The following is a 22,783-nucleotide window of genomic DNA, read 5'->3' as shown; positions in this document are numbered from 1 at the left end:
ACATACCCAAAGCAAATTAATGTTATACATTTTATTATAGGTCATTTGCAGCAGGTAAGCTGAAAAAAAATGTAGAACCTTTACCCAATTTGCTTTCTGCCCAAATTTTTCCCTGATGCCTTTCAATTACTTCGGCACAAATATACAGGCCAACTCCAAATCCTGCAATGGTTTTAGTGTCGGGGCTCTCTACGCGGTAAAAGCGGTCGAACAGTTTGGGTATGTCATCTTCACTGATGCCTATGCCTTCATCTTCTACACTTACAATCACGTAACCTTTCAGTATTTCACACTTAATTGCAATTAAAGAGTCTTTTTTTGAGTATTTCGCCGCGTTGCCAATCAGGTTATTGATTACATTGCCTATTTTCTCTATATCTGCATTTACAATCATTTCTTCCGCACCGATTACCTGGATAAAATGGCTTGGTAGAACAATTCTGTTTTCCTCAGCTATGGTTTTAATCAAATCAACAAGGTTAAAATTTGTTTTGTTCAATAAAATTTTACCCGATTCCAATAAGGACACATTTAAAAAGCCGTCAATCATTAACGACATTCTTTTTAACTGAACATTTACTTTATCAAGTATCTGAATAGTAAAGTCGTTATCTGTTTCTTTAAATTTATATTGCAAAAGTTGTACATAGGCACTTAAGGATGTTAAAGGAGTTTTAAGTTCATGGCTTACCATACCGATAAAATCATTTTTTCTAATTTCATCCTGTTTATGTTCAGTAATATCCAAAACAGCGCCAGCAATATAAACAGCTTTTCCTTCTTCGTTATAATAGGCTTTTCCTGCTGTTCTTAACCACTTGCTTTTAGCGCTTATACCATTCAGATTAATCTGGTATTCAATATTGAAAGCACTGCGGTGATGTAATGCACGTTTGATACCGTTAGTAAGATGTTCGATATCTTCCATGCTTATCAATGATTTAGCTTCTTCTATACCCAACCTGTTATTTTCCAGTTCGTAAATTTGTTGTGCCCGTTCTGACAAAAGAACCTGTTTGCTTTCCAAGTCGATGTTCCATGAACCCATTTCAGATGCATCCATGGCTATTTTTAAGATATCTTTAGCTTTAAGTAATTCTTTTTTAAAGTTTACCTGCTCTGTAATATCTTTAATAATCACTAAAATTCTGGTTACTTCATTTTTATCATTTTTTAGGGGCTCGTAGAAAGCGATGAAATAACCGTCTGAAATAGCTGACGAAATTTTTAATTCATTGATTGTTAACGGTTGACCGTTTTTAAAAATATCTTTTACATGTGCTACAAGTGCTTGCTGTTTTTCGAGTTCTGGTCGTGCCTTTTCTTGTGGAATCCCGATTACTTCTTTCCTGGTTTTACCCCAAAGTTTTAATATGTTATCGTTTGCATATTCCGTAATGAGTTCTGGACCTTTTAGTACGCACATGCCCAAAGGGGCCTGCTCAAAAAATCCTCTAAAACGTGCCTCACTTTCTGAAAGTTCAAATAAAATATGCTCAAGGTCATTTTCATCTAGCGGAATTTCCCTTAATGAACAGATGATATATTCAACCGGGCGATCGTTTTGTAATACTGGAGAAAACTCCAATTCCCATCTTACGTTTGGCGAGGTAGAATAAATGGGATGGATAACCAACGTGCCTTTTGCCTTAAGCTCGCTTACTTGCTGAACTGCTTTAATCAGAAGCACTTTTTCGGCAGCAGACAGAAGATTTGGGATAGCGTTAATATCATAGAATTTCAATTTTCCTCCTACCCGTTCTATTAAAGCTTGGTAAGCATCGTTATGTTCTACCACCACCAATATCGGTTTTACTTTAAAAATGATTATGGGGTTCTTAGAATGTTTTAACAGTGCTTTTAAGAATGGAGAGGCTAAATCTATCATAAATTTAAGTTGACACTTTCCCAAATATAATCGTTAAGTAGTTAATCACCAACCGATTTATAAGGATGATATAATATTTATCATACGGAATGGTATAATTTGTAAGTGTGTTGTTTGTAAGTTGTTGTAGTTCAGTATTTAGTGCGCTTATTTGGTGCCTTACCCGTTATGGTTAAATATTTCATCTATATAGTGAGACTATAGAAAGTGGTAAATCATATTTCGCTTGCTATCCACTTACGAAAGGGCACTCATTCAAGACTATAAATGATAAAAATCACCTTAATATTTTTATGCAATCGAATTTATTTTGTATTATATCAATATCAACAAATTGTAAAGGCAAATGTGTAAAAATTGATAGCCTAACTGTAAAGTAGGTTCTTACTTGGTAATTATGACTGATTTGTAAGACATTATTAAGCGATATTTTGTTAAAAAAGATGTCTTTTTAAGCAGAAAAAAAGTTTTTTCGTGTTTTTTTATAAAATTATTTATTTGATAATCAGTATGTTATGTTTTGTTTTTAAATTAAATATTTGATTTAAGCGATTTAACATTTCTCGCTTACATTTTTTTAAAAATTTATATATATTTGTTCTTACCCTTTCGAGGGTATGTTTTTCATAGGTAGATGTAGGGTCAGAACAATGTTCTGGCCCTTTTTTGTGGTAATGGATTTAGAAAAACTATTTTTGTAATATGATTAAAAAGAAAGTGATTGTTGCGGTTACAGGAGCCAGCGGTTCTATTTATGCTAAAGTTTTATTTGACCGGTTATTAACATTAAAAGATCAGATTGAGGCGGTTGGTGTAGTGATGAGCGACAATGCAAAAGCGGTTTGGCAATTCGAACTGGGAAACCAGGATTATAACCATTTTAAAGACTTTACCTTTTATAACAAAAACGATTTTAATGCTCCTTTTGCCTCAGGGTCGGCAAAATACGATACCATGATTATCGTTCCTTGTTCTATGGGAACTTTGGGTAGGGTAGCACATGGAATATCGAACGATTTGATTTCGAGGGCAGCAGACGTTGTGTTAAAAGAACGCAGGAAATTAATAGCTGTAGTAAGAGATACCCCGTTCAGTTTAATCCATATCAATAATATGAAAACTGTAACTGAAGCGGGTGGAATCATCTGTCCGGCCAACCCATCTTTTTACAGTTTGCCTCAAACCATAGAGGAAGTTGCCGGCACCGTAATTAGCAGGGTGTTAGATCTGGCAGGTTTTGAACAGGAAAGTTATCGGTGGCAGGAGCAGTAATTTTTATTTTGCCAAAGTTTAGATATTTTTGGTTAATTTAAAATAATCTCATGAAACTATATTTACGCCCTATCTTATGTTGTGCAGTGTTATGTGCTTTTTTTTCTCAGGTTAACGCTCAGCAGGATTTTCTGATTAATTCAAAGAACGACACTTTAAAAGGTGAAATAAAAAAACAATTTATTGGTTTTTATCGGTTCAAGCCAGATGGAGGTGCCAGTTTCAATAAGATCCCAATCCGCGAAACAAAAGAATTTTATAAAGTAGAAAAAGAGATAAATTATCTTGTTAAGGTACGTCCTGGCAAAAGAAGTCCTGATTTTTTACAAAGATTGGTTAAAGGCAAAATTGATTTGTTCGAATATTACAGACAGAGTGGTAATAATCAGGTTGATATTGTTTGGTATGCCAGTAAAGAAAATGGGGAACTGTTTGAGGTAAAAAGCAACCATATCTTCGGTTCTCGCAATGATCGCAAAGATAGGTTATACAGCTTAATAAGTGATAAACCAGAACTGTTAGAGAAATTTAAGAAAGATGATAGTTATAGCTTTGAAGCTGTAAAGGAATGCATTAAATTATATAACTCAAATTAAATAGCCGATACTCATGCTAAAATTAAGCTTTATTGTAATTGTTTTGTTCGTTTCAGGTATATGTTTGTCTGGCTGTGAAAAAAAAGCTTGCCCCGAAGGTATGCACGAACAACGTTTAAAGGACGGTACTACTATTTGCGTTCCAAACAATTTATAGTCTGTAATTTGTCAGTTCTCAAAACTCAGAACCGACAACTCCGAACAAATTTCCTATCTTTGCAGCCTCAATGAAAAAGGTCGCATTTTATACATTAGGTTGTAAACTCAATTTCTCCGAAACATCAACCATCGGTCGTTTATTTACCGATGCGGGTTATGCCGTAGTAGAATTTCAGGATCAGGCAGATGTTTATGTGATCAATACCTGCTCTGTTACGGAGCATGCCGATAAAAAATGCCGTAAAGTTGTTAAAGAAGCTTTAAAATATTCTCCTAATGCCTTTGTAACCATTGTAGGTTGCTATGCGCAGTTAAAACCACAGGAAATTGCCGAAATAGAAGGTGTTGATATGGTTTTAGGCGCTGCCGAAAAATTCAGAATAGTAGAATATATTACCGATTTAACGAAGCAACCAAAAACCCTTATTCATCAGCAGAATATAGAGAAAGTAAACCATAATTTTATTGCCTCTTATTCGATTGGCGATAGAACACGTACTTTTTTGAAAGTACAGGATGGTTGCGATTATCCTTGTACATACTGCACCATTCCTTTAGCACGTGGTGCAAGTCGTAGCGATACCATTGAAAATGTGGTAAATCGTGCAAAAATGATTGCAGAAAGCGGTGTAAAGGAAATTGTTTTGACCGGTGTAAACCTTGGCGATTTTGGAATTAGAAATGGCCAGCGTGAAGATAAATTTTTTGACCTTGTTAAAGCTTTAGATGAGGTAGAAGGAATTGAAAGAATCCGTATTTCGTCTATTGAACCAAATCTTTTGAGTAATGAGATTATTGAGTTCGTATCCACTTCGAAAAGGTTTGTTCCGCATTTTCATATTCCCTTACAATCGGGTTCTGATAAAATTTTAGGTTTAATGCGCCGTCGTTACCGAAGCGATTTGTATGTTGAGCGTGTTGCTAAAATTAAGGAGGTAATGCCACACTGTTGTATTGGTGTTGATGTGATTGCTGGTTTTCCCGGCGAAACGAAAGAAGATTTTTTGGATACCTATCAGTTCTTAAACCAACTTGATATTTCTTATCTACACGTATTTACCTACTCTGAGCGCGAATTAACAGCTGCAGCTGAAATGAAAGGTGTTGTGGCAGGCAGTGAGCGTAATGAGCGCAGTAAAATGCTCCATATTTTATCTGATAAAAAACGTAGGGCTTTCTACGAATCTCAGATTGGTACTGAAGCTGAAGTGCTTTTTGAGGCAGATCAGAAATCGGGTTACATGCATGGTTTTACCAAAAACTATGTAAAAGTACGTGCAAAATACGATCCGGTTATGGTAAATGAATTGAAAGCGGTTAAGCTTTTAGAAATTACTGCCGATGGAGAAGTAGAAGTAGCTGAACTGGAAACTATTCACGCGCATCATTAATTTAGTCCGGAGTCATTGCTCGGAAGTCCTGAGTCAAAATTTATATTTTCGCATCCACTCGATTAGTCATCCTGAGCGTAGTCGAAGGACCTTAAATATGGAAAACTATAAGATGGATGATAGAATTGATATCGCTCGATCAGAATACCCCTAAGAACTACTGCAATCAGTTAACTAAACCTGATCGGAGCGAACACGCAGTAAAGCGCAGAGCAGGACTGTACTAACCGATGAAATACAAAACCTTTCCTTTCCAAAATAAAAAAAGATTTTTACCTGTTTTTCCCAGCTTTAACCGCTGGTCTTTAGTCTTTCCGCTTTAGTCTTTTAGCTTTCCGCTTTAATCTTTCAGCTTTGGTCTTTCTTTCCTATCTTCGCAACAAATTATTTGTATGTTTCCTACCGTTTCACATTTTTTAGAATATTTATTCGGCATTAATTTACCGCTTCCATTTAATACTTTTGGCGTTTTTGTCGCACTGGCGTTTGTTGCTGGTTACTGGGCTTTTACCAAAGAGCTTAAGCGTAAGGAAGCATTAGGCATACTCCACCCCATTAAAAAGACAATTGTGGTTGGCAAAGCTGCCACTACATCAGAGCTGGTCATGAATGGCCTTTTTGGTTTTGTTATTGGCTATAAACTGGTTTATGCGTTGTTAAACTACAAACTTTTTGTAAATGATGCACAGGCGATTTTAATGTCGACCAAAGGAAATATAATCGGCGGGTTGTTTTTTGCAGGGCTGTTTGCTTATTGGGATTATACCGAAAAGAATAAACATAAGCTTGATAAACCGAAAGAAACGCAGGTAACCATCCATCCATACCAAACCATGAGTAACCTAATTGTTTGGGCGGCCATCTGGGGGTTTTTAGGGGCAAAGTTTTTCGATAACCTTGAGTATTGGGATGATTTTGTTCAACACCCTGTTGAGCGGTTATTATCGTTTAGTGGTTTAACTTTTTATGGTGGTTTAATTTGTGGTGGTGCAGCGGTATTGATAATTGCTAAAAGAAATGGTATTAAACCGCTCCATATGCTTGATGTTGGTGGGCCGGGAATGATGCTGGCTTATGCTGTAGGCCGTATTGGTTGTCACTTAGCCGGCGATGGCGACTGGGGGATCGTAAACAATAATCCAAAGCCATTTTCCTGGCTTCCAGATTGGTTGTGGTCTTACAAATATCCGAATAATGTAGTTGGCGAAGGCATTCCAATTCCAGGCTGTACAGGTAAGTTTTGCAATGAATTGGCTCAAGGGGTGTACCCAACCCCGATTTACGAAGTAATTATCTGTTTAATCCTTTTTGCCTTTTTATGGAAGATCAGAGATAAAATAAAGGCACCTGGTTTAATGTTTGGTATCTACATGATCTTGAACGGTATAGAGCGTTTCTGCATCGAGTTAATCCGTGTAAACTCAAAATACCATGTTTTTGGTTTGTCTTTTACCCAGGCAGAAATGATTTCTACTTTTCTTGTTATAGGCGGTATTGCATTAAGTGTTTATGCGTTAAGGAACAAAAATCAACTGGCTTAAGTTTATTTCTCACCCAATAAACGCCTCGTTTTACTGTTAAATAATTATGAATTACGAATTACTGTGCACAAAAGTAATATCGATTGTAAGACTCACCGGAAACTTTATCCGTAAAGAAGCACTGCAGTTCGATGTTCAAAAAATAGAATACAAAGGATTGAATGATATGGTTTCTTATGTTGATAAAACAGCAGAACAGAAACTGGTTCAAAACCTCGAGAAATTAATTCCAGACGCCGGTTTTATTACGGAAGAGAAAACAATCAATAGAACCGGTAAAACTTATTCCTGGATAATTGATCCTTTAGACGGTACAACTAATTTTATCCATGGCATTCCGACTTATGGTATAAGTGTGGCGCTTTATGAAGATGGATTACCTGTGATTGGTGTAGTTTACGAATTAAACAGGGGAGAAATGTTTTATTCGTATAAAGGCGGACCCGCCCTTATGAATAAAAAAGAAATCAGGGTTTCTACTAATCCTGATCTAGGATCGAGTTTGCTGGCTACAGGTTTCCCGTATTATCAGTTTGATAAACAGCCTCAATATTTAAAATTATTGACCGAAATGATGCAGAAAAGCCATGGTGTACGTAGAATAGGTGCGGCAGCAATAGACCTGGTATATACAGCCTGTGGGCGTTTCGATGCTTTTTTTGAATACAACCTGCAACAATGGGATTTTGCCGCCGGATGCTTTATTGTGCAGCAGGCGGGAGGAGAGGTCTACGATTTCGCTGGTGGAAATGATTATTTTACCAAAAGAGAAATTTTGGCTACCAACGGTAAACTTACTGCTGAGATGTTGACTGCAATTAAGCAGTATTTTTAATAAGAGCTACCCTCGTAGATCGTCATTTCGACCGTAGTGGAGAAATCTGTAAGCTTTTATATTTAAACCTAAAGGTAGATCGCTCTCCCGAAAATTCGGGGTTGTACTTCAGTCAGGAAATGACACAATAAAAAAAGGTCCCGATTCTCATCGGGACCTTTTCACTATATGTACTATGAAAAATGCACAATTTTAAAGCGCTTCAGAAACAACTTCTGTAACTTCCGGTACCATTCTCTGCAATAAGTTTTGGATACCAGATTTAAGCGTAATGGTAGAAGATGGACAACCGCTGCAAGAACCACGTAATTCTACCGTAACCACACCTTCATCGAAAGATTTGTATGTGATAGCACCACCATCCTGTTCAACAGCTGGGCGTACATAATCGTGCAGGATCTGCTGGATTTTAATTTCCGTTTCAGTACCTTCAAAAGCAGGCGCTTCTTCGGCAGTTGCTTCTTTAATTTTTAATTCAGATTCTACAGCTCCCTTAACAAATTCTTTTAAAATGGCTTCAATATCAGCCCATTCTGCATCATCTGTTTTGGTAATGGTAACAAAATTACTGGCGAAAAAAACGCCAGAAACAAAGTTGAACTTAAATAACTCTTTAGCAAAAGGCGAATGTTCTGCACTCTCTTTAGTCGCAAAATCCTCACTGCCGTTTATTAACAGTTTATTTACCATGAATTTCATGGTAGCTGGATTTGGAGTCTGTTCTGTATATACGTTAATCGTCATGTCTTAATCAATTTGAATAAACAAAATTAACAATTACTCACTAATAAAACCTTTGTTAGCTGTCTGCTTAACGTCAATTTAATTTAACTAGAAAACGCCAGTGTAATTAAAAGGCGTAATGGTTCTCAATTGTACTTTAATAGCTTCCGAAACTGCCAAACCTTCAATAAATTCGGCAATACTTGCAGCATTGATTTTTGAATTTGTTCTGGTTAATTCTTTTAAGGCTTCATAAGGATTAGGATAGTTCTCTCTTCTTAATACCGTTTGAATAGCCTCTGCAACAACTGCCCAGTTTTCGTCTAAATCAGCGTGTAAGGCAGCTTCATTTAACAAAATCTTGTTTAATCCGCGTAAAGTAGAATTAATGGCAATTAAGGTATGTCCAAAAGGAACGCCTACGTTTCTTAAAACAGTAGAGTCTGTTAAGTCTCTCTGTAAGCGTGAGATTGGTAATTTGGCAGCAAAAAATTCAAATAAGGCATTTGCAATGCCTGCATTTCCTTCAGCGTTTTCGAAATCGATTGGGTTAACCTTATGTGGCATAGCCGACGAACCGATTTCTCCGGCTTTGATTTTCTGTTTGAAATAGTTTTTTGAAATATACGTCCAGATATCTCTGTCCAAATCTATAATAATGTTGTTTATGCGTTTTAAAGCATCACATTGAGCTGCAAATTGATCATAATGTTCAATTTGTGTAGTATGTTGAGCACGCGTTAAGCCCAATGTCCCGTTCACAAACTGGTTAGAAAAATCAACCCAGTTTACTGTAGGGTAAGCGATATGGTGTGCATTGAAGTTTCCGGTAGCGCCGCCAAATTTTGCACTATTAGGGATATTTTTTAAACTTTCTACCTGAATAGCCAAACGCTCGGCGAAAACCAAAAATTCTTTGCCTAATTTGGTAGGAGAGGCAGGCTGTCCATGTGTATGTGCTAACATTGGAATGTCCTTCCATTCTGTTGCCAATGCATTTATCTTTTCAATTAAGGTATTGATTGCCGGATAATAGCTATCATTTAATGCCAGTTTTATAGAATATGGAATGGCGGTATTGTTAATATCCTGAGAAGTTAAGCCAAAGTGAATAAACTCTTTATAGTTTTGAAGTGATAAGGCGTCGAATTTACTTTTGATAAAATATTCAACAGCTTTAACATCGTGGTTGGTTACTTTTTCAGTTTCCTTGATTTCTAAGGCATCAACTTCTGAGAAGTTTTCGTGGATTTTCCGTAATTGGGCATAAAGATTTTTATCAAAATTTTCTAAGCCAGGCAAGTTGATTTCGCAAAGTGCGATAAAATATTCGATTTCTACAAAAACACGGTATTTGATTAAGGCTTCTTCAGAAAAGTAAGCAGCTAAACTTTCGGTTGTTTTTCTGTAACGGCCATCAACTGGTGAAATAGCTTGTAGTGATGTTAAATTCATTATGCGGATTATATTTTTGCCGCAAATTTACTACAATTGATGGATTTTAAGGTCTTGATCTCTAGAAATTAATACAAAATAAAAAAGGCCTTAGAATTTCCAAGGCCTTTTCGCAGTAATAGCTAAAACTATTTTTTAGTTGTGTCTTTTACTGTAGTGTCTTTAACGGTTGTATCTTTAACTGTAGTATCTTTTACAGTAGTATCTACAACTGTAGAATCAACTTTAGATGAATCAGTTGCACCATCTTTTTTTTCTGATTTACAAGCAACAACGGATAGGGATAAAGCTAGAGCTAAAAAGCCCATTTTGAATGCATTTTTCATTTTTTTTTTAATTTGTTTGGTTCTAAAAATTAATTAATTACTAATTTATACAAAAAAGCCAAGAAAGTAACCCTGTTTTCTTAAATAAAAAAGGTCGCGATATAAAAACGCGACCTTTTTTATGTGTTATTTAGTAAAATAACTAGTGTTTTACTTCTTCTGTTGTAGTAGTAGCTTTAACTGTAGTATCTTTTACAGTAGAATCTTTAACGGTAGTATCAACAGCAGTTGTATCAGTAATAATAGTTGATGAATCTGTAACTGTTGTATCAGCACCATCAGCTTTTTTACCTGATTCGCCGCAAGCAGCAACTGTTAAAGATAGAGCTAGGGCTAAAAAGCCTAATTTGAATGCATTTTTCATTTTGATATCTGTTTTAGGGTTAAATCTACTGTTAATGCCCAAAATATTAAAAGGTAACCCGTTTTTTCTGATAAAATAAAAAAGCCTTTGAAAAATGAATTCCAAAGGCTTTTCTTATGAGTAAGTTAGACTAGTGTTTAACTTCAGTTTTTTCTGTAGTAGTTTTTACAGTAGTATCTTTTACTGTAGAATCTTTAACTGTAGTATCTTTTGCAGTAGTATCAGTAACGATAGTTGAAGAATCTGTAGCTGTTGTATCAGTACCTTCTGCTTTTTTTTCTGAGTTACAAGCAACAACTGATAAAGATAAAGCTAAAGCTAAAAAGCCTAATTTGAATGCATTTTTCATTTTTGAGTATTTTTTAAGTAATTAATTAATTTACATGTTAATACCGCTTATTTAAAAAGGTAACCCAAAAAAATAAAAAAAAATAAAAAAGGCTCCCAATGCTAAATCAGGAGCCTTTTTTTATGAGTAAAGTTAGACTAGTGTTTAACTTCTTCTGTAGTTGTAGTAGTTTTTACAGTAGTATCTTTTACTGTAGAATCTTTAACTGTAGTATCTTTTGCAGTAGTATCAGTAACGATAGTAGAAGAATCAGTTAAAGTTGTATCAGCACCTTCAGCTTTTTTTTCTGAGTTACAAGCAACAACTGATAAAGATAAAGCTAAAGCTAAAAAGCCTAATTTGAATGCATTTTTCATTTTTGAATTTTTTTAAGTAATTAATTTCTTATTAATGCCGCAAAGGTAAAAAGGTAACCCGATAATTTATAAAAAAGTTAAAATATTTTTTTGAGGGTTTGGGTTACCGTTTGCATTAAGTTTGTATTAAGCAATTATAGTAGCTATAAATATTTTTTTGTCTAATATTGGGTTACTATTTATAGAAAAATGTATTAACTAGTGAATAACAGTTTAAAGAGTTCAGTTCCAACAGATAGAGAGGTTATTTTAGGTATTCTAAATAACTCAGAAGATGCACTTAACAAGTTATACAAGGCTTATTATGCAATGGTTTTGCAATTTATCCTGAATAATAATGGGGATGAGGATGATGCAAAAGATGTTTATCAAGAAGCCATAATAATTTTATATAACAAAATTAAGGAAGGCAATTTTGAGCTGAGCAGCAAACTGAAAACCTATATTTATTCGGTTTGCCGGCGCATTTGGCTAAAGAAACTTAGCCTAAACAGTAAAAAAGCCGGTAATATTACCGATTATGAAGATGTATTTGCTGTTGAAGAAGATGTAGAGCACCACGAGGAAAAAGATGCTGCTTTTGTAAAAATGCAATCGGCACTCGATCATCTGGGTGAACCTTGTAAAACCATTATTCAGGATTTTTATATCCACAATTTATCCATGCAGGATATCTGCGAAAAGTTCGGCTATACCAATACCGATAATGCAAAAACGCAGAAATATAAATGCCTGCAGCGGTTAAAGAAAATATTTTTTCAACCATAATTTGAAATGAGAAACGATTTGGAGTTAGATGCAATTATTGAAGATTATCTTTTAGGTAAACTTAATGCACAGGAAACTGAAGCTTTTGAACAGTTACGTCGTAATGATGCCACAGTAGATCATAAAGTAGTTTCGCATAAGTTCTTTTTAGAATCTATGGGAACATTTGCTGAGCAGTTGCGCTTAAAAGAACAATTAAATCATATTCATTCGGAAATTGATGTGGAAGGTTTGGCTGATACACTTAGACCTCATCCATCAAAAATTGTTCAGCTTTGGAGAAAAAATAAATCAGTTGTTGCGGTTGCAGCCTCTTTTATTGTATTATCATTGGTTTCAATTTATTCTATTCAGCATAATAGTAAGCAAGAAGCTAACTACGAAAAAATGAGTAGAGAGTTATCGCGGGTAAAACAGTCTCAGAATAATCTTGTACTTGATATTAAAGCTAGTACACAGCATAATTCTCCTAAAAAAACTAATCCTGGTAATTTTGGAGGAACTGGATTTGCTGTTTCTACAAATGGATACATATTAACCAATCTTCACGTTGTAAACGGTGCCGATTCTTTGTATGTGCAAAACAGTAAAGGAGAATCTTTCAAAGTAAAATCAGTGTACACTGATCCGCAAAACGATATCGCTATTCTTAAAATAAGTGATAAACATTTTAATGGCTTATCTACCATTCCTTATACAATTAAAAAGAGCATAAGTAACATTGGCGAAAACGTATATACTTTGGGCTATCCTAAAGATGACATTGTGCTGGGAGAAGGTTCTGTAAGCTCGAGGAGTGGATTTATTGGTGATACTACCCAATATCAGGTTTCGATTCTGGTTAACCCCGGAAATAGTGGAGGGCCGCTTTTAGATAATAATGGCAATTTGGTTGGTATTATCAGCGGTAAACAAGATCAGACAGAAGGCGCAGCTTTTGCCATTAAATCAAAATATATTTTAGAAGCCATGAGGGCAATTCCTCAAGATTCGTTGGGTGTAAATAGATTAGGTATAAATAAGAAAAGTTTATTGGCTGGTTTAAAACGGACCAAACAGATCGAAAAACTAGAAGATTATGTTTTCATGATCAAAGTTTATTAAAAGGCAACACCCCAAACAAATTAATATTCTTAAACCCTGAAGATTGATTCTTCAGGGTTTTTTATTGGAATTGTAATTTAGAGGTCTTAAATTAATATTAAATCTATGTATTTAGTATAGTATTGTTTAGATTTGTTTTAGTCAAATTTAAATTAATAATATCATGAGTATAAGATTAGGCGATACCGCACCGAATTTCAAGGCAAACACTTCCATTGGCGAAATAGATTTTTACGATTATTTAGGCGATAGCTGGGGTGTATTATTTTCTCATCCTGCAGATTATACACCTGTTTGTACAACAGAACTGGGTAGAACTGCAGCTCTAAAAGGCGAATTTGAAAAAAGAAACGTTAAGGTTTTGGCCTTAAGTGTTGATTCTGCCGAGTCTCACAAAGGATGGATTAAGGATATTAACGAAACTCAAAATACTGCTGTCGAATTTCCGATTATTGCAGATCCAGACAGAACAGTGGCCAATCTCTATGATATGATCCACCCTAATGCTTCAGAAACGTTAACCGTTCGCTCGTTGTTCGTAATTAGTCCCGATAAGAAAGTGAAATTAATCATTACTTATCCAGCATCAACAGGAAGAAACTTTAATGAAGTGTTACGCGTAATTGATTCTTTACAGCTTACAGCAAATTATAGCGTAGCTACACCTGCCGACTGGAAAGATGGAGAAGATGTAATCGTGGTAAACAGTATTAAAACGGAAGATATTCCAGCTAAATTTCCTAAGGGACACCAGGTAATTAAACCATATTTACGTACAACTCCTCAGCCAAATAAATAATCAGAAAATTCTATTTAATAACGCAACATTCTTGTTGAATGTACAGAAATGGCTTGCATTATATTCGTAATTTATTATATTTGGTAGTTTTGTTTCAATATTAGCGCTTAAACTGGTTGTTTTATTCATATTTATACTCAATTGGTTGAATGAAATGCTGATCAAGGCGTAAAAGGTTTATTTATTTTATACAATTTTTTATTTTTTTATGGCAACCGGAAAAGTTAAATGGTTTAATACTCAAAAAGGCTTTGGATTTATTGTGCAAGAAGACAATAAAGACTTATTTGTACATTTTAAAGATGTTTTAGGTGGGATCGAAAGCTTGAAAGAAAACGACACAGTAGAATTTGAAGTAGCTGAAGGCAGAAAAGGTTTACAGGCAGTAAATGTTAAGAAAGTTTAAGCGATAATATAAAGATTATTTCTTCATCACTACAAAAAGCCTTTCTATTGAGAGGCTTTTTGTATTAAACGGTACGTCACCCTGAACGAAATCGTCATCTCGACTGAAGCATAGCGGAACGGAGAGATCTATAAATTCGTTACTCTGTTATAGATTTCTCCTCCAAAGGAGTTCCTTTAGAACACTGCGTTCGAAATGACAATCTCACGATAGGGGGTATATCGTGTAAGTGAGAAGTAGTAATTCATAGGTTGCAAATTCTTCTCTACGCTCAGAATGACAATCTAATAATATTGAATAATTGACGCTTTAACAACGATGTTTTCTCCGTTGCTCACCTTGGTAAAAATTAAAAACTGATTTTGATCTGCTTTTATTTTATATTTCTTAACCAAATCTTCAGGCTTTGCCGGATAGTTCCTGACAATCACATTCCCTTTTAAATTTCCTTGTTTCTTAAGCGCTGTGGTAGTGAGTACAGCTTCAATTTTAAATATCCGGCCCGGAAAATCTTTATTTGCCATAGTCGAACTAAATAGCTGTGTTTGAGGATGTAGTTTTAAAAGATTGTAAGTTGTGCCAATTAAATTAAAAGCACCCGATTTAAGTAAAGCAGCATCTGGTTCGTACAAGTAATCACCAGTGTTTAAACCATCAATAAACTGAATTGAACCATTTGAAGACGATCTGTAAAAGGAAAATTCTTTTTCAATTCCGTTATTTAAAGTCACAGCTATAATTTTCGTGTCTCCGATGTAAGCTTTATCAATGATCCATAAAAGTTCTTTACACTCATTTTTTACACTCACAATATGGATCTCGCTAACATGTTTCAATTCTGATAATCCCGCTGAAATATCGAGTAAAGGAGCTGTTTTGACGATTATTCTCGAAGATTTTTCTAATAAGGCATCCAGGTTGCTTGCAATGTCTGGAGTACAGTCTTTTAGCATAAAAACTTTGCCCTTTTCGGCCCGGCGGGCAGGATCTACATAAATCGTATCAAATGATGTATTATCACTGGCGATGACGGAAGCAATGCCATCCTCGGCTGTAAATTCAATATTTGTTGCTTGTAAAGCCTGCGCATTATGTTTAGCTATTACAGATAGCTCGGGGTTTATTTCGCAATGCTTAACCGCTTTTACCTTTTTGGAAAAGTAATAACTGTCAATACCGAAGCCTCCGGTAATATCAATTAAAGTATTGCCTTTGGCTAGTTTAGATTTGTATTTAGCCGTAATTTCAGAAGAAGTTTGTTCGATGGATAGTACAGGGGGATAATAAATGTCCTGGGTATTAAACCAGGTGGGTAATTTCTTTTCTGATTTTTTTTTTGCGGTAATCTGTGTGGATAATTCGGCTGCAGTAATACCCTCGAACGGACTTTTTGCCAAAGCAATCTGATTTACATCTGCATTTAAATTTGCGTTGATATACTCCTGTACGGCTTTGGCTAAAAGTTTATTGTTCATGTGTTAATCTGTTATTTCAAAAGAGATCTTCATTTCGACTGTAGTGCAACGAAATGGAGAAATCTATTCAGATAGGTTTCTCTACTGCGGTCGAAATGACGAACACATTTAGTGCTCACAGTGACCAAATTCTATACGGTTTTATTCTTCATCACCATCTGGCAGGTATGACGGCTCTTAACCTCCAATAAAATATCCTTATCAACAGTTACACGATCAATAGTTTGTTGGTTATAATAACGGATGGTTACCAGCTCCAGGCCCTTATTGTATTTTACGGTAAATTCTTGCGACAGATCCCTGATCAGTTTTTCAATTTGAGTAGGATGGTCATCAACGCTTACCGAAAAGCTGATTGCAGAGTTGAGCATGGTGTTGATTTTGATCCGGTGTGTATGGAAAAGCTCAAAAATATTGCTCAGGTTTTCTTCGATAATAAAAGAATAATCTTTTGGGAAAATTGAGATCAATGCCTGGTTAATCTTAAAAATAAAAGACGGAATAGGCAATGGGTTATTTTCTTTGGTAATTGCTGTTCCTGAGCCTTCTGGTTGGATAAATGACCTTACAAAAAGCGGAATTCCTTTATTTTGAAGTGGTTTTATTGTTTTTGGATGTATTACCGTTGCACCATAATAAGTAAGTTCTATTGCATCGTGATAAGACAGCTGGGCAATTTTTTCTGTTTCATCAAACCATTTCGGATCTGCATTTAACACCCCGGGAACATCCTTCCAGATGGTTAATGCAGCAGCATCTAAACAGGAAGCAAATATGGCGGCTGAATAATCAGAACCTTCCCGGCCCAAAGTTGTGGTGTAGTTTTCGCTTGTACCGCCAATAAATCCCTGCGTTACAATAATGTTGTCGGTTAAGAGCGGTAATAAGTCTTTTTGTATAATCTGATTGGTTTTTGCCCAATCTACTTTTCCTTCGCGGTAGGTATTGTCAGTCTGGATATAATTCCGTGCATCGGCCCAAAGGGTTTTATTACCGGTTTCATTTAACCAGGCTGCCACAATTTTGGTCGAGACTACTTCACCGATTGATACAATCTGATCGTAAATGTAATCAGGGTTGTTATCTGGTTCATCTTCAATCAGCCAGTCAATTTCAACAAATGTGTTAGCCACATCATCATAAACCGGATTAGCTTTACCTTGAAACAGCTCATCTATAATGTTGAAATGGAAATGTTTGATCTCATCAAAAATCGCGTGCGCTTCATCACTTTGTGTTAAGAATGCCTGCGTTAATTTTTCCAATTTATCGGTAATCTTCCCCATTGCAGAGATCACAATCAGTAAATTTCCTTTTTTGTAATCTCTGACAATATTAGCCAGATTTTTTACTCCATCTGCATCTTTTACCGAGGCACCACCAAACTTAAAAATATCCATGTTAAAATGCCTTGATTTGTTCTTTAGAGAAAGCTGCGTTTAACCAACCACTTTCTAAATGTGCTTTATATTTATTGTAGAAGTTTATTGCTGGTTCGTTCCAGTCTAATACTTGCCAAACCATGCCACTATAATTGCCATTTTTAGCCTCTTCTATCACTTTTTCGAATAACACTTTACCCAGGCCTTTTCCTCGAAATTCTTCTGTTACAATAAAATCTTCGAGATACAACCTACATCCTTTCCAAGTAGAATAACGTGTATAATATAATGCAAAACCCACAATAGTATTATTTACTTCAGCTACGAAGGCTTTCCATACTGGGTTTTTGCCAAAACCAGCATCAATAAAGTGATCTAAAGTAACCGTTACTTCTTCAGGGGCACGTTCATAAACAGCCAGCTCATTAATTAATTCCAATATTCTTGGACAATCTTCTGCGGTTGCAAATCTGATGTTAAAATCCATATTAATTGGTTGTAATATCGTTTTTGAAATGTTTGATTACCCTTTTTCCGAAAATACTGCTACCAATGCGTACCATTGTACTTCCTTCTTCAATTGCGATTTTATAATCTGCGCTCATTCCCGTCGATATTTCTTTAAAAGCATCATCTTTGCGGAAAAAGCTCACTTTAATGCCATCAAAAAACACTTTTAGTTCGTTAAACTCGGTTGTAATCTGCTTTTCGTTCTTGGTATTAGTGGCAATGCCCATTAAACCTACAATACGAATGTTTTTCAATTCGGCTAACGCTTCAGCACGCAACAATTCGATCACTTCATCAAAACCAAGTCCGAATTTAGTGTCTTCATCTGCAATGTAAACCTGTAATAAACAATCAATTACGCGTTTGTTTTTTGCCGCTTGTTTATTTATTTCCTGTAGCAGTTTCAAACTGTCTACCCCATGGATAAGTTTAACAAAAGGGGCAATGTATTTTACCTTATTGCTTTGTAGATGGCCAATAAGATGCCATTCGATATCGTTTGGAAGTTGCGCTTGTTTGTCTACCATTTCCTGTACATGGTTTTCTCCAAAAATACGCTGCCCGGCGTTGTAGGCTTCTAAAATTGATTCTACTGGTTGTGTTTTTGAAACTGCAATTAGTTTGACCCCGCCTGATTCAACTTCGCTTTTATATTGTTTAAGATTATCAGCTATGCTCATTTATAACTATTTTTGGTAAAATTAATAACCTTGCCGCAATTTGGGCAAAAAATAATATTTAAATTAAGCATGAAGAGATTAATATGGGTTTTAATGACAGCTATATTATGGTTTGGCTGTAAGCCTGGTATACCTGATGGCATTATTAAACCCGATAAAATGGAAAAGATTTTATATGATATGCATATTGTTGATGGTTATATTTCCAGCATTTACATAGTAGATTCGGCAAAGAAGGTGGCTGCAGCATACTATAAGGGCATTTATAAAAAATTTGGAACGGATTCTGCCGAATATAACAGGAGTTTAATTTGGTATAATACCAACCCTAAAGAGCTAGAGACGATGTACAAAAACATACAAAAATCTTTAGCCAAGCAGAAAAAAGGAACAGCGTTAGCCGATTTAATGATCAGGAAAAAGGCATTTAAAGTCGACTCGCTGGTGATCGCAAAGAAATTTAAGGCCGATTCTCTTGCGATAAGAAAAAAAATGAAACCAGATTCTTTATCGAAGGTTAAAGCAGTTGCTGAAATTGCAAAGAAGAAAAAACAGGCCGATTCATTAATTAATATAAAGAAAGCTGGAGTAATGGAAGCAGTTCCAAGTCCAGCCCCGGTACAATAATATGTTATATCCCGAAAACTGTTTAGAACGTTTAGGTTTTGTTGAGATCAGGCAGCTGATTAGCAAACATTGTTTAAGCCCGATGGGGCAGGCAATGGTAGAAAAGATGCAGGTGATGAACCGTTTTGATCAGATTGATAAGTTTTTACGACAAACAAACGAATTTAAAAGCATCCTGCAAAATCAGGAACCGCTACAGATTAATACCTTTTTTGATATTAAATCGCTGGTTGAAAAAATCAGGGTTGAAGGCACTTATCTGTTAGAGGATGAGTGGTTTCAGGTATATACTTCGTTGCATACTGTTTTCTCTGTACTCCGTTTTTTCGAAGAACGCGCCGAGGTATATCCCACACTGGAAGCTTTGTTTGAGCATCTGCCGATCGAAAAAACGATCCTTCGTAAGATTGAAGCCGTTATAGATGCCAAAGGAAAGATCAAACCCAATGCATCAAAAGAACTACAGGAGATTACCTCTGCCATTTCGAAAGCCGAACAAGATGTGCGTAAGCGCATGGATTCGATCTACAAGCAGGCCATAGCCAATAATTGGGTTGCTGATGGGAGTTTAACCATTCGTGATGGCAGGATGTGTATCCCGGTTTTAGCTGAGAACAAGCGTAAACTCAAAGGCTTTGTACACGATGAATCGGCAACTGGGCAGACAGTTTATATTGAACCTGAAGAAGTATTTACCTTAAATAATAAGCTGCGCGACTTAGAATTTGATAAACGCCGTGAAATTATTAAGATTTTAATTGCCTTAACGGACGATCTGCGGCCATATTCGCCATTATTGCTTTCTTACCATGGTTTCCTGACCAAACTGGATTTTGTTCGTGCAAAGGCTTTATTTGCAATGGATATTGAAGCTGAAATGCCAGGTTTGTTAAAAGAGCCTAAAACCAAACTGATTAACGCAAGGCATCCTTTGTTATCGATCTCATTTGCGGCCGAAAAGAAAACCGTTACACCTTTAAATATCCATATAGATGCCGAAACCCGGGTGGTATTAGTATCAGGGCCAAATGCAGGCGGTAAATCGGTTTGTATGAAAACCGTTGGCCTTCTGCAGATTATGTTGCAAACAGGTTTGTTAATTCCGGTTGATGCGAATAGTGAAATAGGTATTTTTGAAAACATTTTTGCTGATATTGGTGATGATCAATCGATAGAAAGTGATTTAAGTACTTACAGTGCACACCTAAAGAAGATGCGCTATTTTGTAGAGCATGCTTCGCCAAAAACGATGGTGCTGATTGATGAATTTGGTACAGGTACCGATCCGCAGTTTGGGGGACCAATGGCTGAAGCTGTTTTAGAAGTATTGAACAATAAAAAGGTGAGGGGGGTAATTACGACCCACTACTCTAATTTGAAGCTTTTTGCAGGTAATACACCAGGTTTGGAAAATGCATCAATGCTTTTTGATAATGCTAAAATGAAACCGCTCTACATTTTAGAAATGGGTAAACCCGGCAGTTCTTATGCGTTCGAAATTGCTCAGAATATTGGTTTACCAAAAGAGGTAATCCAATTGGCTAAAGAAAAAACAGGATCTAACCAGAACCGCGTAGATACCATGCTTATTGATCTGGAGCGCGAAAAGAAAAATGTTTACGATGCCAAAGTAAGTTTAGCCAATCAGCAGAATAAAGCTAAAAACCTGGTTGCCGAAAATGAGAAGTTAAAAAGCTTTTTAGAGGAGAATAGAAAGGTACTGATTAAAGAGGCGAAACAAGAGGCGCAGAATATTATTAAAAATGCCAATAAATTGGTTGAAAACACTATTGCCGAGATTAAGGAAAAGCAAGCCGATAAGGAAATAACTAAAGAACTTCGCCAGAATTTGCAAAAAGAGCTGGTTAAAAATACTGTACCAAAAGAGCGCCCTAAACCAGTACAGATAGTTGTTGGTGGTGAAATTGAAATTGGCGATTTAGTGAAATTTACGGATAGCGAAACCATTGGTCAGGTTTTAGAAATTAACCGCAATGAACTGGTTTTGGCTATTGGCGATTTACGTTCGACTGTTAAAAAGAACCGCGTTCAAAAGGTGAGTAACCGTGAAGCTAAAAAAGTAATTCAAAGCAGTGCAAATTCTTTTGCTGGGCGGATGAATGATGCCGTATCTGGCTTCAGGGCCGAACTTGATCTTCGTGGAAAACGTACTGAAGACGCCCTGTTTGAAGTAGAGAAATATTTGGATAAAGCCATTATGCTCGGCTTTCCCTCCATTAAACTGATCCACGGTAAAGGTGACGGCATTTTGCGTAAAATGATTAGAGAATACCTGCGTAAATATAGTCAGGTAAATAGGATGGAAGATGAACATGCTGATAGAGGCGGGGATGGGATTACTTACGTGTATTTGAATTAATCGTGGTGTCAGATGTTGCCATCTGGCACTGTAAATAATATTCTGCGATCAAATCGCAATGCTATTTATGCATTAGTTAAAAACGAGCGCAGGCATAAGTATAGTTGTGGTGTCGGATGTTAGCATCCGACACCAAATCATTTTTTTAAAAATCTGTCAGATGGTAACATCTGACAGCACATCAACATTGAATAGCATGCTGAAAAAGCAAAACTTTATAACCGTAACGTTGTTATTTCTAAAACGTTACGGTTATGAGGACAATACTACTCTGCTTATTTGTAATGCTATTCGTTACAAATTGCAAAAAGAACGGTGGTGATGATAATGAAGATCCGGGTACCTTACCTGATGTGGAATTAAAATCAAAAGTAGTTGTATCCGGATTGAACCTTCCCTGGGAAATGGTGTATGGACCTGATAATTTTATTTGGTTTACCGAAAAAGCAGGTAAAATTAGTCGTTTAAATCCCGCCAACGGGCAAGTAACAGCTCTACTTACCATAACCGAAGTGCGTACCAATGGAGAGGGTGGCTTGCTTGGAATGACATTACATCCCGATTTCAGCACTAATCCTTACGTTTATATAGTGTATGGCTATGGTAGTACATATAAAGCCAAAGTGGTACGTTATACTTATAGCGGAGGAAGTTTAACAAGTCCACAGGTTTTATTGGATCAGATTCCTGCTGCTTCAATCCATAACGGCTCGCGTTTGCTGATCAGTGGCGGTAAACTTTTTATCAGTACCGGCGATGCTGCTGATACTGGCAATCCCCAAAATGTTAATTCTTTAGCAGGGAAAATTTTAAGGATAAATTTAGATGGATCTATTCCTGCTGATAATCCTTATCCAAATAACCCCGTTTGGTCTTTAGGGCATCGAAATGCACAAGGATTAACCCAGGTGGGCAACAAAATTTTCTCATCAGAGCATGGCCCGGATTCTGATGATGAGATTAATATTATCGAAAAGGGAAGAAACTACGGATGGCCAAATATTAAAGGTTTTTGTAATGAAAGTGGAGAGCAATCATTTTGCAGTTCCAATAATGTGGTAGAGCCATTAATCAATTGGACACCAACTATTGCGCCTAGTGGTTTAACTTATTACAACTCCGATTATATTCCGCAATTTAAAAATTCGTTGTTGCTGGCTGTATTAAAAGGAACTAAATTGATGCAGCTTAAGTTAGACGATGCTCAAACAAAAATTACTGGAACGAAAGATTTTTATGTAAGCACTTTTGGCAGGATAAGGGCTGTTTGCCAGTCGCCGGAAGGAAAAATTTATATCTGTACCAGTAATGGAAGTGATGATAAAATTGTAGAAATTGCGAAGTAGATTAATTATTTTTTCCGCCCCGGGCACTTTTTACAGCGTTTACCTTTCTTA

Annotated in this window: 23 protein-coding genes; 12 read left to right on the top strand and 11 right to left on the bottom strand. The window is 36.1% G+C overall.

Translation table 11 applies throughout. The features are described 5' to 3' along the window. Positions 1 to 34: 34 nt before the first annotated feature. Complete coding sequence (locus AC07VK_RS07550; protein ID WP_492959436.1) at positions 35 to 1,888, bottom strand: PAS domain-containing sensor histidine kinase; 1,854 nt, start codon at positions 1,886 to 1,888, stop codon at positions 35 to 37. A 702-nt stretch (positions 1,889 to 2,590) separates the two neighbouring features. Between AC07VK_RS07550 and AC07VK_RS07545 the strand changes: the two genes are divergently transcribed. The 5 genes from AC07VK_RS07545 (at position 2,591) to AC07VK_RS07525 (ending at position 7,682) form a co-directional block, all read left to right on the top strand. Next, complete coding sequence (locus AC07VK_RS07545; protein ID WP_492959434.1) at positions 2,591 to 3,160, top strand: UbiX family flavin prenyltransferase; 570 nt, start codon at positions 2,591 to 2,593, stop codon at positions 3,158 to 3,160. Between the two features lie 50 nt (positions 3,161 to 3,210). Continuing rightward, entirely contained in the window at positions 3,211 to 3,756 is a 546-nt protein-coding gene (locus tag AC07VK_RS07540) for a hypothetical protein (RefSeq protein ID WP_492952015.1), read from the top strand. A 227-nt stretch (positions 3,757 to 3,983) separates the two neighbouring features. Continuing rightward, a complete protein-coding gene (gene mtaB / locus AC07VK_RS07535) occupies positions 3,984 to 5,306 on the top strand; it encodes a tRNA (N(6)-L-threonylcarbamoyladenosine(37)-C(2))-methylthiotransferase MtaB (protein ID WP_492959432.1) in 1,323 nt (440 codons plus the stop codon). A 392-nt stretch (positions 5,307 to 5,698) separates the two neighbouring features. Then, complete coding sequence (locus AC07VK_RS07530; protein WP_492952017.1) at positions 5,699 to 6,847, top strand: prolipoprotein diacylglyceryl transferase; 1,149 nt, start codon at positions 5,699 to 5,701, stop codon at positions 6,845 to 6,847. Between the two features lie 46 nt (positions 6,848 to 6,893). Further along, positions 6,894 to 7,682, top strand: coding sequence for an inositol monophosphatase family protein (locus AC07VK_RS07525; RefSeq protein WP_492952018.1), 789 nt, complete (start codon positions 6,894 to 6,896; stop codon positions 7,680 to 7,682). Positions 7,683 to 7,874: 192 nt separating this feature from the next. Here the strand turns inward: AC07VK_RS07525 and AC07VK_RS07520 are convergent, their stop codons facing one another. The 6 genes from AC07VK_RS07520 to AC07VK_RS07495 all read right to left on the bottom strand — a co-directional run bounded on the left by AC07VK_RS07520 (position 7,875) and on the right by AC07VK_RS07495 (position 11,255). Further along, a complete protein-coding gene (locus tag AC07VK_RS07520) occupies positions 7,875 to 8,426 on the bottom strand; it encodes a NifU family protein (RefSeq protein WP_121283148.1) in 552 nt (183 codons plus the stop codon). An 87-nt stretch (positions 8,427 to 8,513) separates the two neighbouring features. Continuing rightward, positions 8,514 to 9,860, bottom strand: a complete 1,347-nt coding sequence (purB, locus tag AC07VK_RS07515; RefSeq protein ID WP_492959430.1) for an adenylosuccinate lyase — start codon at positions 9,858 to 9,860, stop codon at positions 8,514 to 8,516. Between the two features lie 128 nt (positions 9,861 to 9,988). Beyond that, a complete protein-coding gene (locus tag AC07VK_RS07510) occupies positions 9,989 to 10,186 on the bottom strand; it encodes a hypothetical protein (protein WP_116251791.1) in 198 nt (65 codons plus the stop codon). A 142-nt stretch (positions 10,187 to 10,328) separates the two neighbouring features. Next, positions 10,329 to 10,550, bottom strand: coding sequence for a hypothetical protein (locus AC07VK_RS07505; RefSeq protein ID WP_086545741.1), 222 nt, complete (start codon positions 10,548 to 10,550; stop codon positions 10,329 to 10,331). A gap of 130 nt (positions 10,551 to 10,680) precedes the next feature. Continuing rightward, complete coding sequence (locus tag AC07VK_RS07500) at positions 10,681 to 10,899, bottom strand: hypothetical protein (protein WP_057934271.1); 219 nt, start codon at positions 10,897 to 10,899, stop codon at positions 10,681 to 10,683. A 137-nt stretch (positions 10,900 to 11,036) separates the two neighbouring features. Further along, positions 11,037 to 11,255: a hypothetical protein gene (locus AC07VK_RS07495; protein ID WP_057934272.1), complete on the bottom strand. Its 219-nt coding sequence runs from the start codon at positions 11,253 to 11,255 to the stop codon at positions 11,037 to 11,039. Between the two features lie 201 nt (positions 11,256 to 11,456). Here AC07VK_RS07495 and AC07VK_RS07490 point away from each other — a divergent pair, with 201 nt between their 5' ends. The 4 genes from AC07VK_RS07490 (at position 11,457) to AC07VK_RS07475 (ending at position 14,332) form a co-directional block, all read left to right on the top strand. Continuing rightward, on the top strand, positions 11,457 to 12,023 hold the full coding sequence (locus tag AC07VK_RS07490) for an RNA polymerase sigma factor (protein WP_116251787.1): 567 nt from the start codon (positions 11,457 to 11,459) through the stop codon (positions 12,021 to 12,023). Between the two features lie 6 nt (positions 12,024 to 12,029). Continuing rightward, positions 12,030 to 13,127: a trypsin-like peptidase domain-containing protein gene (locus tag AC07VK_RS07485; protein WP_492959426.1), complete on the top strand. Its 1,098-nt coding sequence runs from the start codon at positions 12,030 to 12,032 to the stop codon at positions 13,125 to 13,127. Between the two features lie 163 nt (positions 13,128 to 13,290). Next, positions 13,291 to 13,926, top strand: coding sequence for a peroxiredoxin (locus AC07VK_RS07480; protein WP_492959424.1), 636 nt, complete (start codon positions 13,291 to 13,293; stop codon positions 13,924 to 13,926). Between the two features lie 208 nt (positions 13,927 to 14,134). Beyond that, complete coding sequence (locus AC07VK_RS07475) at positions 14,135 to 14,332, top strand: cold-shock protein (RefSeq protein ID WP_029276380.1); 198 nt, start codon at positions 14,135 to 14,137, stop codon at positions 14,330 to 14,332. 284 nt (positions 14,333 to 14,616) lie between these two features. On the opposite strand, the gene AC07VK_RS07470 is transcribed toward AC07VK_RS07475, so the two are convergent. The 4 genes from AC07VK_RS07470 to AC07VK_RS07455 all read right to left on the bottom strand — a co-directional run bounded on the left by AC07VK_RS07470 (position 14,617) and on the right by AC07VK_RS07455 (position 18,379). After that, complete coding sequence (locus AC07VK_RS07470; protein WP_492959422.1) at positions 14,617 to 15,807, bottom strand: class I SAM-dependent methyltransferase; 1,191 nt, start codon at positions 15,805 to 15,807, stop codon at positions 14,617 to 14,619. A 131-nt stretch (positions 15,808 to 15,938) separates the two neighbouring features. Beyond that, positions 15,939 to 17,207 (bottom strand): aspartate kinase, encoded by a 1,269-nt coding sequence (locus tag AC07VK_RS07465; protein WP_492959420.1) that lies wholly within the window; start codon positions 17,205 to 17,207, stop codon positions 15,939 to 15,941. Between the two features lies 1 nt (position 17,208). Further along, positions 17,209 to 17,676 carry a GNAT family N-acetyltransferase gene (locus tag AC07VK_RS07460; protein ID WP_492959418.1) on the bottom strand — a complete coding sequence of 156 codons (468 nt, stop codon included), beginning with the start codon at positions 17,674 to 17,676 and terminating at the stop codon, positions 17,209 to 17,211. Between the two features lies 1 nt (position 17,677). After that, entirely contained in the window at positions 17,678 to 18,379 is a 702-nt protein-coding gene (locus AC07VK_RS07455; protein ID WP_492959416.1) for a YggS family pyridoxal phosphate-dependent enzyme, read from the bottom strand. 93 nt (positions 18,380 to 18,472) lie between these two features. Between AC07VK_RS07455 and AC07VK_RS07450 the strand changes: the two genes are divergently transcribed. The 3 genes from AC07VK_RS07450 (at position 18,473) to AC07VK_RS07440 (ending at position 22,732) form a co-directional block, all read left to right on the top strand. Next, entirely contained in the window at positions 18,473 to 19,006 is a 534-nt protein-coding gene (locus tag AC07VK_RS07450) for a DUF4296 domain-containing protein (RefSeq protein WP_494939791.1), read from the top strand. Position 19,007: 1 nt separating this feature from the next. Beyond that, the gene (locus AC07VK_RS07445; protein WP_492959413.1) at positions 19,008 to 21,386 is read left to right on the top strand and encodes an endonuclease MutS2; all 2,379 of its coding nucleotides are present in this window, start codon (positions 19,008 to 19,010) and stop codon (positions 21,384 to 21,386) included. 254 nt (positions 21,387 to 21,640) lie between these two features. Then, positions 21,641 to 22,732 (top strand): PQQ-dependent sugar dehydrogenase, encoded by a 1,092-nt coding sequence (locus AC07VK_RS07440; RefSeq protein WP_492959411.1) that lies wholly within the window; start codon positions 21,641 to 21,643, stop codon positions 22,730 to 22,732. Positions 22,733 to 22,783: the final 51 nt, after the last annotated feature.

This window comes from Pedobacter sp. GW821-FHT01D05, from assembly GCF_059422505.1.
Note: the sequence above shows the minus strand (reverse complement) of the source record. Positions and strands in the feature narration are given on the sequence as shown.

What these genes read in the sequence shown, in the direction of transcription:
- AC07VK_RS07450 (WP_494939791.1), top strand. Translation starts at nt 18,473, where the DNA reads ATGACAGCTATATTATGGTTTGGCTGTAAGCCTGGTATACCTGATGGC.
- AC07VK_RS07460 (WP_492959418.1), bottom strand. Translation starts at nt 17,676, where the DNA reads ATGGATTTTAACATCAGATTTGCAACCGCAGAAGATTGTCCAAGAATA.
- AC07VK_RS07505 (WP_086545741.1), bottom strand. Translation starts at nt 10,550, where the DNA reads ATGAAAAATGCATTCAAATTAGGCTTTTTAGCCCTAGCTCTATCTTTA.
- AC07VK_RS07465 (WP_492959420.1), bottom strand. Translation starts at nt 17,207, where the DNA reads ATGGATATTTTTAAGTTTGGTGGTGCCTCGGTAAAAGATGCAGATGGA.
- AC07VK_RS07455 (WP_492959416.1), bottom strand. Translation starts at nt 18,379, where the DNA reads ATGAGCATAGCTGATAATCTTAAACAATATAAAAGCGAAGTTGAATCA.
- AC07VK_RS07525 (WP_492952018.1), top strand. Translation starts at nt 6,894, where the DNA reads ATGAATTACGAATTACTGTGCACAAAAGTAATATCGATTGTAAGACTC.
- AC07VK_RS07500 (WP_057934271.1), bottom strand. Translation starts at nt 10,899, where the DNA reads ATGAAAAATGCATTCAAATTAGGCTTTTTAGCTTTAGCTTTATCTTTA.
- AC07VK_RS07545 (WP_492959434.1), top strand. Translation starts at nt 2,591, where the DNA reads ATGATTAAAAAGAAAGTGATTGTTGCGGTTACAGGAGCCAGCGGTTCT.
- AC07VK_RS07440 (WP_492959411.1), top strand. Translation starts at nt 21,641, where the DNA reads ATGAGGACAATACTACTCTGCTTATTTGTAATGCTATTCGTTACAAAT.
- AC07VK_RS07470 (WP_492959422.1), bottom strand. Translation starts at nt 15,807, where the DNA reads ATGAACAATAAACTTTTAGCCAAAGCCGTACAGGAGTATATCAACGCA.
- AC07VK_RS07445 (WP_492959413.1), top strand. Translation starts at nt 19,008, where the DNA reads ATGTTATATCCCGAAAACTGTTTAGAACGTTTAGGTTTTGTTGAGATC.
- purB (WP_492959430.1), bottom strand. Translation starts at nt 9,860, where the DNA reads ATGAATTTAACATCACTACAAGCTATTTCACCAGTTGATGGCCGTTAC.
- AC07VK_RS07540 (WP_492952015.1), top strand. Translation starts at nt 3,211, where the DNA reads ATGAAACTATATTTACGCCCTATCTTATGTTGTGCAGTGTTATGTGCT.
- AC07VK_RS07480 (WP_492959424.1), top strand. Translation starts at nt 13,291, where the DNA reads ATGAGTATAAGATTAGGCGATACCGCACCGAATTTCAAGGCAAACACT.
- mtaB (WP_492959432.1), top strand. Translation starts at nt 3,984, where the DNA reads ATGAAAAAGGTCGCATTTTATACATTAGGTTGTAAACTCAATTTCTCC.
- AC07VK_RS07495 (WP_057934272.1), bottom strand. Translation starts at nt 11,255, where the DNA reads ATGAAAAATGCATTCAAATTAGGCTTTTTAGCTTTAGCTTTATCTTTA.
- AC07VK_RS07530 (WP_492952017.1), top strand. Translation starts at nt 5,699, where the DNA reads ATGTTTCCTACCGTTTCACATTTTTTAGAATATTTATTCGGCATTAAT.
- AC07VK_RS07550 (WP_492959436.1), bottom strand. Translation starts at nt 1,888, where the DNA reads ATGATAGATTTAGCCTCTCCATTCTTAAAAGCACTGTTAAAACATTCT.
- AC07VK_RS07510 (WP_116251791.1), bottom strand. Translation starts at nt 10,186, where the DNA reads ATGAAAAATGCATTCAAAATGGGCTTTTTAGCTCTAGCTTTATCCCTA.
- AC07VK_RS07475 (WP_029276380.1), top strand. Translation starts at nt 14,135, where the DNA reads ATGGCAACCGGAAAAGTTAAATGGTTTAATACTCAAAAAGGCTTTGGA.
- AC07VK_RS07485 (WP_492959426.1), top strand. Translation starts at nt 12,030, where the DNA reads ATGAGAAACGATTTGGAGTTAGATGCAATTATTGAAGATTATCTTTTA.
- AC07VK_RS07520 (WP_121283148.1), bottom strand. Translation starts at nt 8,426, where the DNA reads ATGACGATTAACGTATATACAGAACAGACTCCAAATCCAGCTACCATG.